At 32.0% G+C, this 12293-nt stretch carries 10 protein-coding genes and 1 pseudogene; 6 read left to right on the top strand and 5 right to left on the bottom strand.

The features are described 5' to 3' along the window. Positions 1-415: 415 nt before the first annotated feature. The 4 genes from AJ887_RS08935 to cueO are packed head-to-tail and all read right to left on the bottom strand — an operon-like array spanning position 416 to position 3821. Entirely contained in the window at positions 416-1606 is a 1191-nt protein-coding gene (locus AJ887_RS08935) for a molybdopterin molybdotransferase MoeA (protein ID WP_070240633.1), read from the bottom strand. A gap of 3 nt (positions 1607-1609) precedes the next feature. After that, positions 1610-2056: a molybdopterin synthase catalytic subunit gene (locus tag AJ887_RS08930; protein WP_070240632.1), complete on the bottom strand. Its 447-nt coding sequence runs from the start codon at positions 2054-2056 to the stop codon at positions 1610-1612. After that, a complete protein-coding gene (locus AJ887_RS08925; protein WP_002779488.1) occupies positions 2057-2278 on the bottom strand; it encodes a MoaD/ThiS family protein in 222 nt (73 codons plus the stop codon). Position 2279: 1 nt separating this feature from the next. Next, positions 2280-3821, bottom strand: coding sequence for a multicopper oxidase CueO (cueO, locus tag AJ887_RS08920; protein WP_070285100.1), 1542 nt, complete (start codon positions 3819-3821; stop codon positions 2280-2282). 123 nt (positions 3822-3944) lie between these two features. Here cueO and nspC point away from each other — a divergent pair, with 123 nt between their 5' ends. The 6 genes from nspC to AJ887_RS08885 all read left to right on the top strand — a co-directional run bounded on the left by nspC (position 3945) and on the right by AJ887_RS08885 (position 10647). Next, the gene (nspC, locus tag AJ887_RS08915) at positions 3945-5093 is read left to right on the top strand and encodes a carboxynorspermidine decarboxylase (RefSeq protein WP_070285098.1); all 1149 of its coding nucleotides are present in this window, start codon (positions 3945-3947) and stop codon (positions 5091-5093) included. A 303-nt stretch (positions 5094-5396) separates the two neighbouring features. Continuing rightward, on the top strand, positions 5397-6110 hold the full coding sequence (locus tag AJ887_RS08910; protein ID WP_024088174.1) for a molecular chaperone: 714 nt from the start codon (positions 5397-5399) through the stop codon (positions 6108-6110). Then, the gene (locus tag AJ887_RS08905) at positions 6085-6276 is read left to right on the top strand and encodes a twin-arginine translocation signal domain-containing protein (protein WP_002851537.1); all 192 of its coding nucleotides are present in this window, start codon (positions 6085-6087) and stop codon (positions 6274-6276) included. Before AJ887_RS08910 ends, AJ887_RS08905 begins: the two co-directional genes overlap by 26 nt. Further along, positions 6276-9080 (top strand): formate dehydrogenase subunit alpha, encoded by a 2805-nt coding sequence (locus tag AJ887_RS08895; RefSeq protein WP_083262117.1) that lies wholly within the window; start codon positions 6276-6278, stop codon positions 9078-9080. The genes AJ887_RS08905 and AJ887_RS08895 overlap by 1 nt, the downstream gene beginning before the upstream one ends. Next, complete coding sequence (gene fdh3B / locus AJ887_RS08890; protein WP_002851264.1) at positions 9077-9718, top strand: formate dehydrogenase FDH3 subunit beta; 642 nt, start codon at positions 9077-9079, stop codon at positions 9716-9718. The genes AJ887_RS08895 and fdh3B overlap by 4 nt, the downstream gene beginning before the upstream one ends. Then, positions 9715-10647 carry a formate dehydrogenase subunit gamma gene (locus AJ887_RS08885; RefSeq protein WP_044778902.1) on the top strand — a complete coding sequence of 311 codons (933 nt, stop codon included), beginning with the start codon at positions 9715-9717 and terminating at the stop codon, positions 10645-10647. Before fdh3B ends, AJ887_RS08885 begins: the two co-directional genes overlap by 4 nt. Before the next feature lie 620 nt (positions 10648-11267). Here the strand turns inward: AJ887_RS08885 and capC are convergent. Further along, positions 11268-12293 (bottom strand): annotated as a pseudogene (capC, locus tag AJ887_RS08880) (autotransporter adhesin CapC); the annotation flags it as partial.

The raw sequence follows: 12293 nt of genomic DNA, 5'->3' as shown, positions 1-12293 counted from the left end.
AGGATTGTAACCCCGCAGAGTCCCGCAAACTCTTTATTTTAGTCCCTTTTTAAATTTCTTATGAGATTATAGCATAATTTTTGCTATTTTTATTAAAAAACCCTGAAATTTTCATTATCTGGTAAATATCTATTTTACCATAAAGAAATTTAAAAAGGGACTAAAACTGCATGGAATTTATTTTCTTTATCTGCAAAATTTTACCATAAAGAAATTTAAAAAGGGACTAAAACAAATTATGGAGTTAATTTTAATATCAGTAAATTTTACCATAAAGAAATTTAAAAAGGGACTAAAAACCCTAGTGGATTGAAACTCCGCTAGGGCTAATTACTCCACTAAAAGGAGGTTGCAAATTTGAAATTTATTGAAATTTATGGTTGATTAAAATCGAAATAAAATTATTTAAATAATTTTAAGGCATAAAGATAATATCCACTAAACTTTCATTTTCTAACATTTCACATTCTTTTGGCACCACCATAAGGGCAGCTTTATTGTTAAGATTGTTTATAATCGCACTAGAGCCTTCTTTTTTACCTTCAAGATTAGCTAAAATGCGTCCATTTTCAAACTTTATGTTACAAGCGACAAATTCCAAATAAGGTGTTTTTTTCTTGTAGCTTCCTTGTAAGAAGGCTTTGCAAATATAGTCTTTAGGCTGAAGTAACCAAGAGTTTAAAATCTCTCTTGCGTAAAGATTAAACATTACCATAGCCGAGTAAGGAAAACCTGGTAAGGCGATAATGAATTTTTCATTAGCCTTAGCTATTTTGATATGTCTGCCTGGTTTTATGTCGGCTTTATCGATGATGATTTCATATTCTTTTACAGCTTTTTTTAAAAAGTCAAAATCTCCCATAGAAACCCCGCCTGTTGTAATCAAAATATCACAACTTTGCAAAGCACTTTCAAGGGTCGAAAAAGTAGCCTTTTCATCATCTTTTAAAAGAGGAAAAACCCTTGTATCGCAATTTAAATTTTTAGCTAAATTAGCTATGGCGATATGATTTGAAGAGCGGATTTGAGCAGGATTTTCCAAGGCTTCTCCTAGATCTTTGATCTCACTTCCACTACTTAAAACCCCTACAATAGGCTTTATAAACACACTAATGTGAAAAAATCCAAGTTCAGCCAAAAGAGCTATCTCGCTATAATTTAACCTTGTGCCTTTTTTGAGTAAAATTTCATCTTTTTTATAGTTTTCTCCTACTGCACGCACGGCAAAAGCTTGAGGAACTTTTTTTTCTATAAAAAGAGTATCATTTTCTACGCGTACATTTTCAACAGGGACTAAAGTATCGCTTCCTTCGCTCATGAGTGAGCCTGTAAAGGTTTTTACACAAGTACCATTTTGCACGCTAAATTGTGGCATAGTGCCCGCAGGTGTGAGGCCTAAAATTTTTAAAGTTTTATTTTGATCTTCAAATTTGATCGCATAACCATCCATAGCCGAAGTTGGAAATTCAGGCTGATTTTTAGGGGCTTTTATGTCTTGAGCTAAAATGCGTCCTAAACACTCTGTAAGAGCTATTTTTTCAATCTTTTCATAGGTTTTGATATGAGAATGTAAAATTTTTAAACTTTCTTCATAAGACATTAACATTTTTTATCCTTTTAAAAGTCCTGCACCGCAAAGTTTGGTTGATCTTTCTTTGGCATAAATTCTTTCTTTGTTTATCACATCATACTTCCAAATGGGTGCACTTGCTTTAAAATCTTCAACAAATTCATTAAGAAGTTTAAGTCCTAATTTTCTTTGTTTGCTTAAAATTCCTGCAAAATAAGAGCTTTCATGAACCGCCACATCGCCTATAGAGTGAGCAAAAAGCAAGCTAATACCATCAAAATCTACTCTTTTTTGCCACTCATCAAACCATTTTTTTAAAAGCGGTTCATAAATATCAAAACTAAGTGCCTCAATGCCTTCTTCTTCACGCACAATACCACAAAAAGTCAGTAAAGCACCGCAGTTTTTATCCTTGGCAAATTTATACCATTGGCTATAAATTTTAGGAATATCTAAAGAACCTTGATAAAGTGTAAAATGTTTCATTTAACCCCCACAAACTGGCGGTAAAAGTGCTATTTTATCACCATCTTTTAACTTAGTGTTTTCATCAAAAATGATTTCATCGTTTAAAGATACGGCACAAAGTTCTAGCCATTCTTTTAAACTCTCATCTTTTTGCAAAATTTCTTTTAATTCTTTTAAATTTTTTACCTCAAGTTCTAAATTTTCTTTATTTATGGGGCCTAAAAATTCCACTTTTACCATTTTATTCCTTTACTTCTAAATTTCCCATCATTCCTAAATCTTCATGTTCTAAAATATGACAATGATACATTCTAAGCCCTTTAAAATCTTGTTTCATTCTAAGTCTTAATTCTTCATTAGGACGCACATTTATAGTATCTCTTAAGGCTCTAAATTCGGCTTTTTGAACTTTGCCATTGAGTTTTGATGAGATGAGTTCAAATTGCGTGCCATGTATATGGAAAGGATGATCCATATGAGATTTGTTTATCACTATCCAGTCTTCAACTACTCCAAGTTTGGAGCTTAAATCAATGCGTTTTAAATCATAGCTTTTGCCATTGATTAAAAACATAGATGCAAGAGCGATTTTTAATTCGCTTTCACTTTTTCCCATCATACCATGCATTTGCATATGATCTTCACTCATGATTATTTCTTTAAATTCCTTAGGTTCTTCTGAAGGTTTGAAAATTTTTAATTTTTTTGGAAGTTTTACATTTTCTTTTTTTAGGTTAATATTGGCTAGAAATAGGGTATTAGGTTCTTCTTTTACCATCATTTTATCCCTATCATAATAAGCACTTTCTAGCTTAAATTCCCCATCTTTTGGAGCGTCGATTAAAACTTCTACACGAGAAGCAGGACTTAAGAAAAGTTCTTCTTTATAAATAGCTTTTTCTATAAGTCCACCATCAGTACCAACAAGTATAAACTTAGCTCCTTGTATGCGTAAATTTAAATATCTTGCCGCAGTAGCATTATAAATGCGTATGCGTTCGTTTGTGGCGAGTTTGATTTTAGGTTTAAATTGTCCATTAATGAGTACAAATTCTCCTTCTCTACCATTTAGCCAATCATTTAGGTTATTGTTTGGAATTTGAGCGTTTTCATCAAGACGCAAATCGCTAATCATCAAATCTTTTTCTTTTAAATGACTTAAAGCATCTTTTTTTGCTTTGATCACAAAAGCCCCTGCTAAACCCATAAAAACTTGTTTAGAAGCCGTATAATGAGGATGTGGATGATACCAGTAAGTTCCTGCGCTATCTTGAGGAATTTCAAAACGATATATTCTTTCTTCTCCTGCTAAGATAGGATCATGTGGGCTTCCATCTTGATCAGGTGGCACAGGAACGCCATGCCAATGTATAGTTGTAGCTTCTTTGAGTTTGTTTTTGACTAAAATTTCAAGTTTATCTCCTTCAAAAACTTCTATTTTTGGAGCAGGCACGAGGCCATTGTAAGTATAAAATAAGGTTTTTTTACCTTTGATAAGCTCTATATGATTTTCTTTGATTTCTAGGGTAGTACGAAAAATATTTTTTTCTTTACTTTCATTTTTGAGTAAAGGCAAGGCTTTTAAAATTTCTCCTTGGGGGAATTGTTTTGGATCTAAAAGCTTTAAATTTTTTGGAGCAAAGTTTATAAAAGAAGTATCTAAGTCATGATTTATAGAATGATTTTTATGCATGGAGTGCATATCGTACATAGGATTTGCATAGGCTACACCCATACTTGCTAGAGTAAGTGCATTAAATTTTAAAAAATTTCTTCTATTCATTAGTTTTTCCTTTTGCTTGATTTTTTGTATTATAGTCATTATTTTTTTAGTTTTAGTAAATATTTATTTTGAAAATTTGGTTTAATTTTGTTATGATTTTAGCAATTTAATCAAGGAAAAATAATGTTTTATGAAAAAATTCAAACTCCAGCTTATATTTTAGAAGAAGATAAATTAAGAAAAAATTGTGAGCTTTTAGCAAGCGTTGGTGAAAAAAGTGGTGCTAAAGTGCTTTTAGCTTTAAAAGGTTTTGCTTTTTCAGGAGCGATGAAAATTGTTGGAGAATATCTAAAAGGTTGTACTTGTAGCGGACTTTGGGAAGCAAAATTTGCTAAAGAATATATGGATAAAGAAATTCATACTTATTCACCTGCTTTTAAAGAAGATGAAATAGGTGAAATAGCCAGCTTATCTCATCATATAGTGTTTAACTCTTTAGCCCAATTTCATAAATTTCAAGCTAAAACACAAAAAAATTCCTTAGGTCTTCGTTGTAATGTTGAATTTTCTCTAGCCCCAAAAGAACTTTACAATCCTTGTGGAAGATACTCAAGACTTGGAATTCGTGCTAAAGATTTTGAAAATGTGGATTTAAATGTTATAGAAGGACTTCATTTTCACGCACTTTGTGAAGAAAGTGCTGACGCTTTAGAAGCTGTTTTAAAGGTCTTTGAAGAGAAATTTGGTAAATGGATAGGGCAAATGAAATGGGTGAATTTTGGAGGAGGACATCACATCACTAAAAAAGGCTATGATGTTGAAAAACTTATTGCTTTGTGTAAAAATTTTAGTGATAAATATGGTGTACAAGTTTATCTTGAACCAGGTGAAGCGGTGGGTTGGCAAACAGGAAATTTGGTGGCTAGTGTAGTAGATATCATAGAAAATGAAAAACAAATTGCTATTTTAGATACTTCAAGCGAAGCACATATGCCAGATACTATCATCATGCCTTATACAAGTGAAGTTTTAAATGCTAGAATTTTAGCCACAAGAGAAAATGAAAAAATTTCAGACTTAAAAGAGAACGAATTTTCCTATTTGCTTACTGGAAATACTTGTTTAGCGGGTGATGTAATGGGAGAATATGCCTTTGATAAAAAGCTTAAAATCGGCGATAAAATTGTTTTTTTAGATCAAATTCATTACACCATTGTGAAAAACACAACTTTTAATGGTATAAGACTTCCAAATCTCATGCTTTTAAATGCAAAAAATGAACTTCAAATGATAAGAGAATTTTCTTATAAGGATTATTCTTTAAGAAATTAGTATTATTTATAATTTGCATAAAATGTTAATTTTACTCGGAAGAGAATTAAAGATGTAAATTTTATGCAAAGTATTTTATTTTTTCAAATATAAAATCAACTCAAATATCTAATTTTCAATACTTTGGTATGATTTTTTAATATTTTAAATCCTTGTGGAATTTTATTGAAATTCAGTGATTTTTAAATCAAATAGTATTAAGATAAATTGATTTAAAAATCGGCTTTAAAATGAATATTAGGTATATTTTGCATAATATTCATTCAAGCAAAATTTAAAGCTATTTTTGAAAATTTTGAATGCATGGGGGCTTTAATGGATTTGGAAAAATTAAGATTAGCTAGAAGTCTTTATTATCAATGTCTAGGAGAGCTTTTTGTTTTTTCATTTTCTGAAGAAAGATTGTCAAAATTACAAGAGTATTTAAAGACAATGCAAGAATGTTTATTTGATGAAAATTTAAAATCAAATTTTGATATCTTGCTTAAGCATTTAGATGATGAAAATTCTATACAAGCATTTTTTAAAGAATATGATTTGCTTTTTTTAAGTCTTAAAAACAGCATTCCAACGACTTTTTCTTACATAGAAGAAGGTTTTGAAAATTCAAATCCTTTACTTTGCGTGCGTCAAATTTTAGTCAAAAGTAAAATAAGACGCAATGAAAAATTTTTTAAAGAAAGTGAAGATAGTGTTGGATTTTGTTTATTGTTAATGAGTGAATTTTTAAGGCAAAATGAAGATGATTTAGCCAAAGAGCTTTTTGAAAAAGTGATCAATAAAAGCATTGATGAGTTTTTAGGCGATGTTTTCATGAATAAAAATGCGAATTTATATAAGGAAATTGCAAGTATTGCATTGGCTTTTATGGAATTTGAAAGACTTTGCTTTGAAGTGGAAAAACCTGCAAAAATAAATTCTAAAAAAGTGCAAAACGATCTATCGCGTTCAGAATTTTTAAGAAGAGAAGCAAATAAACAAAGGAGGACTCGTGAAAAATCGCAGGGAATTTCTTAAAAAATCCGCTTTTGCCTTAGGGGCTGCCGGAGTGCTTGGTAGCACAACTTTAGCTCTAGCTAAAGATGAAGAAAGAAAAGATTTGGTTAAAGGTAAAAGTAAGAAAAAAGAAGTGCTTTTTCAAAGAAGTGCTAATTGGGAAAATTATTATATAAAGGCTGAGTAATGTCAAGTGTAGGTGAAAATATCAAGCTTACGCGTCGTTCTTTTCTTAAAATGGCAGCACTTTCAAGCCTAGCAACACCGTTGCTTGCTAGAAGTGAAACTTTAAGAGAAGCGAGTGCTGATGAGCTTAAAGAAGCTTATGAAGGTAGTAAAAAAGTAAAAACAGTTTGTACAGCCTGTTCTGTAGGCTGTGGGATTATTGCAGAAGTGCAAAATGGTGTTTGGGTGCGTCAAGAAATCGCTCAAGATCATCCTGTGAGTTCAGGTGGACATTGCTGCAAGGGATCTGATATGATCGATATGGTGCGTTCACATGTGCGTTTAAAATATCCTATGAAAAAAGAAAATGGAGAATGGAAACGCATAAGTTATGAGCAAGCTTTAAGTGAGATCGGAGAAAAACTAGCTGCTTATCGTAAAGAAAATCCTGAAAGTGTTATGTTTTTAGGTTCTGCAAAACTTAATAATGAACAAGCTTATTATATAAGAAAATTTGCAGCATTTTTTGGAACGAACAATGTAGATCATCAAGCTAGAATTTGACACAGCGCAACAGTCGCCGGTGTGGCGAATACATTTGGTTATGGCGCTATGACAAACCATCTTGGAGACATCCAAAGAAGTAAATGTATCATTATCATTGGAGCAAATCCAGCGGTAAATCACCCTGTGGGTTTTAGACATTTCTTAAAAGCAAAAGAAAAAGGTGCAAAGCTTATCGTTGTAGATCCTAGATTTACAAAAAGTGCAGCAAAAGCGGATATTTATGCAAGAATTCGTCCAGGAACTGACATTGCTTTCATGTATGGAATGCTAAAAATCATCTTTGATGAAGGTTTAGAAGATACAAAATATCTTGATGAAAGAGTTTTTGGAATTGATAAAATTCGCGAAGAAGCAGCAAAATGGACAGCCGAAGAAGTAGAAAATGTTACGGGAATTTCTAAAGAACTTTTGGTGCAAATCACTCACGAAGTAGCTAAAAACAAACCAACTACGCTTATTTGGGCTATGGGTTTAACTCAACATACTGTAGGAACTTCAAATACACGTTTAGCACCTATTGTGCAAATGGTACTTGGAAATATAGGTAAATTTGGTGGCGGAGTTAATATCTTACGCGGACACGATAATGTTCAAGGTGCTTCGGATATGGCTTGTTTGAGTGAAAATTTACCTGGTTATTATCCTTTAAATGAAGCGACTTGGAGATACTATGCCAAAATTTGGGGTGTGGATTATGAATGGCTTTTAGGAAATTTTGTAAGCAAAGATTGGATGCATAAAACTGGACTTTCACTTGCTAGATGGTGGGCAGCGGCTTTAAATGGAAAAGATGGAAATGATGCTATCGATAATGCAGGAACGCCTTTAAAAGCTTTAGTAGTTATGGGAAATGGTATCACTTCGACTGCACAACAAGTAAAAGTTAAAGAAGGTTTGGAAGCTTTAGAGCTTTTAGTTTTAGTCGATCCTTTTGTAAATGAAGCAGGGATTATCGCAGAAAGAAAAGATGGAATTTATCTTTTACCTGCAGCAACACAGTTTGAAACAAGCGGAAGTGTAACAGCAACAAATCGTAGCGGACAATGGAGATTTAAAGTTGTAGATCCACTTTATGAAAGCATGGAAGATCAAGAAATCTTATTTGAGCTTGCTAAAAAATTAGGCTTTTATGAAGACTTTACTAAGACTTTACGCGATGAAAAAGGTGAGATTGTTTGGCCTGAAAATGCAACAAGAGAAATTGCAAAAGCAGTTAGAAGTATAGGGCTTAATGGTTGGAGTCCTGAAAGGCTTAAAAAGCATACTTTATACTGGGATAAATTTGATGAGGTAACTTTAGAAGGAAAAGACGAAGTTGCTGGCGAGTATTACGGGCTTCCTTGGCCTTGTTGGAGTGATAAGCACCCAGGTTCTCCTGTACTTTATAATACCGACATTGAAGTAGCAAAAGGTGGTATGGGCTTTAGAAATAATTTTGGACTTGAGTATGAAGGAGAGAGTTTACTTGCTAAAAATGCACCTTTAAATTCACCTATTGATACAGGTTATCCACAAATTACTAAAGATAATATAGAAAAAGTTTTAGGTATTACTTTAAGTGCCCAAGAAAAAGAAAAAATGGGATCAACTTGGTCTTATGATGATAGCAATATCATAGCAACTAAATGTATAGAAAAAGGCATAGTTCCTTATGGAAATGCTAAAGCTAGAGCTGTAGTTTGGACTTTTAAAGATAAAATTCCACTCCACCGTGAGCCTTTACATTCTCCAAGAAACGATTTGGTACAAAAATATCCAAGTTTTGAAGATCAAAAAGCACTTTATCGCGTGGATACTAAATTTGTTTCTGTGCAACAAGCTAAGGATTATTCTAAAGAATTCCCGCTTAATCTTGTTACCGCAAGACTTGTGAATTTAAATGGTGCAGGTATGGAAAATAGAGCATCTATGTATCTAACGCGTTTAACACCTGAAATGTTTTGTGAGATCAATCCTGAATTAGCAAAAGAGCAAGACATTAAAGCAGGAGATATGATTTGGGTGCATTCTCCAGAAGGCACTAAAATTCATGTAAGAGTGAAGGTTAATCCAGGTGTAGCAAAAGATATGATTTTCTTACCTTTCCATTTTACAGGAGTTATGCAAGGTGTGGATTTAACGCACAATTTCCCAGAAGGAACTAAGCCTTATGCAAGCGGAGAAAGTGCTAATACGGTAACAAATTATGGTTATGATATCATGTGTCAGATTCCAGAGACTAAAGGTGGGCTTTGTAGAATCAGTAAGGATGGAAAATGAGTAAGGTAAATTTTGCAAATTTAGAAAAAGAACGCTTGAAATTCTTTTGTGATAATGAGCGTTGTATTGATTGTAATGGTTGTGCGGTAGCTTGTGATGAAGCACATGAGCTTCCTATTCATATTCGCCGCCGCCGTGTGATTACTTTAAATGAAGGAATTCAAGGAAAAGAAGTTTCAACTTCTATTTCTTGTATGCATTGTGATGATGCTCCTTGTTCTATCGTTTGTCCTGTGGATTGTTTTTACATCCGTGCTGATGGTATTGTTTTGCACGATAAAGAAATTTGCATAGGTTGTGGATATTGTCTTTATGCTTGTCCTTTTGGTGCACCACAATTTCCAAAAGATAGTGTTTTTGGAAATAAAGGCATTATGGATAAATGTACTATGTGTGCAGGTGGCCCTGAAGCAACGAATTCAGAAAAAGAAAGAGAACTTTATGGTCAAAATCGTATCGCAGAAGGAAAAGTTCCTGTATGTGCTGCGATGTGTTCGACAAAAGCACTTTTAGTAGGTGAAAGTTCTAAAATAGAAGAGATTTATCATAATAGACTTATGAATAGAAATTATGGCATTCCAAATCCTTCAGAAAGTTTGGAGTGGAAGATTGCTTACACAGGAAAGGAACGCTTATGAGAAAAGTATTTGTAACGCTTTTGTTAAGCGTGGTAAGTTTATTTGCTTATGGTAGCGAGAGAATGGGACAAGATACCCAAATTTGGGATTTTCATCGTATTACAAATATCCCAAATTATGATACTTTTGGCAAACTTTGGACAACTTTGCAAGGTGAATATATAGCTACTATAGCTTTAATCGCTATTATTGCGGTATTGTCTGCATTTGCTTTGCATTATATGGTTATAGGACCTAAGCAATTTTCACACGATGGAAAGAAAATTTATGCTTTTACATTATTTGAAAGACTTTTTCATTTTATCGCGGCAATTTCTTGGGTGATTTTAGTGCCAACTGGTTTTGTGATGATGTTTGGGGCGACTTTTGGAGGTGGACTTTTTGTAAGAGTTTGTAAAAATTTACATGCTTTTGCAACGGTTTTATTTATCATCTCTATAATCCCTATGTTTTTATGGTGGATTAAAAGAATGCTTCCTGCAAGTTATGATATCAGATGGATGATGATAGTAGGTGGTTATTTAAGCAAAGTAAAACGTCCTGTACCTGCAGGTAAGTTTAATTTTGGTCAAAAATCTTGGTATTATATTGCTGTTTTTGGTGGATTTTTGATGATAATTACAGGTGGATTTATGTATTTTCTTGATTTTAATTCCACGGCAATTCAAGGTCTTTTTGGTTTAACTCAAATTGAACTTTTAAGAATTTCAGCTATAGTGCATAATTTCTTGGGTATAGTGTGTGCAGTATTTTTTGGTGTGCATATTTATATGGCAGTATTTGCAATCAAAGGTAGCATCCATTCTATGATTAGTGGTTATAAAGAAGAAGAAGAGGTTTATATTTTACATTCTTATTGGTATAAAGAATTAAGCAATAAAAAGCAAATTGAACCTAGTTTTTCTTATGATCCTAATGTAAAAATTTAATTTTTTATTAATCTCTCTTAGTTTAAGAGAGATTTTTAAATTTAAATATTTATAAAATTCTTATACTTAAATTCGATATTTTATATTAAGAGCTTTTTTTCATTAATAAAATAAGTTTAATTAAATTAGATTTTTATTTTGGGGTGAGATTTGATCTAGGCTAAACTCTCTCCAAAGCCTAGTAAGAATTTGTGTTTAAAGATTGACTAAGTAAGGTTTTAACATATTTTATTGTTTGATTAAATTAGCTATAAGAATAAGAACAATTAAAGCAATTATAAATATTGTTCTTTAATCATTCTAATCTCCATAAACACTAGGTTTTTTAAACTTTAGCATTTTTTATCTTTTTTTATTAAGGAATATTATTAATTTTTAAGATGTTTTTAAATTTAGTCAAAGTAAAAGTGATTAAAAATATTTTAAAATAAATTTATTTCTAATTTAATTTCTTAAAAACATTTACATTTTAATCTACACTGCGTAGTAAAAAAGCGTGTTTGTTATATCTCTTTTAATCCTATGCACGGCAAAGATTGCCGTACTATATAGGTTAAAACTTTGAAATTCTTGTGTTTTAACAAGAATTTCGTTGTAAAGAATTCTCAAAAAGTTTAAGATTAAAATTTATACTTAAGTCCTACTTGACCACTTAAGTAAGTTTCATTTTTATTATCTACTTTACCTGCTAGTATTTGTTTAGCACCAAAACCAAGATTCATACTGAGTTGATTTGTAAAATCTATATTACCCCCTACGATAATTTGTCCATAAGTTTTTTTCTTGTTGTTAGCTTCTACACTAGTAAAGAAAGCATTATTTATAGCTAAATTAGCTGTGTAATCATCACCCCTATTGATAACAAATTGTTCTATTTTTGGAGTTACAAAAATATAAGAGTTTTCATTCATATATTTTCTAAATTCAGCACCCACTTCAACACTTACAGAATTGTTTTTCATAGAATCAATATCTTTAGCAATAGCACCATTTTCTGTATGAGATGGAGTATAACTAAAATAATAATTTATCCCTGCAAAAGGTTTGATAAATAAAGTATTATCACTAAAGTCAAACACACGACCTGCATTAGCACTAAGTCCTAAGAATTTGCTTGTATAATCTGAGTTATATGCACCATCTGTTTGAATATTGTCTTGTTTAGTTGGAGAAACTTGAGCATAAGCTTTAAGATTAAGTTCCCATTGTGGAGCTACATTGATAGTAGAATACATACCTAATTGGAAGTTATCACTTTTTTGTTCTAAATTATTGTCTTTGATTTTAGCATTTGCATAAGTAAAATAAGCACCCCATAAAACATTATCATTAGCTTGTTTATCTACCCCTACGGTAGCACCATACATTGCACCACTATCTCCATCGATAATGTTAGCACCACCAAAAGCATTAGCCCAAACACTATTGGTATATTCATTTACATAGCTTGGTCTCATATCACTATCTAAAGCAGCAAATTTAAGATCATTCATTTTAGAAGCATAAGTTCCAAAAGGATTGTTTAGCATTGCTACACGAGAGCCTATAGAAACATCATTAGAAATATTCATAGTGGTATTAACTGCACTAGAAGCTGAATTTAGATTAGATACAGATTTACCTGTATTGTCTGTGTCTTTTTTGAT

Source organism: Campylobacter sp. BCW_6466 (assembly GCF_001762835.1).
Lineage (GTDB): Bacteria > Campylobacterota > Campylobacteria > Campylobacterales > Campylobacteraceae > Campylobacter_D > Campylobacter_D jejuni.
Note: the sequence above shows the minus strand (reverse complement) of the source record. Positions and strands in the feature narration are given on the sequence as shown.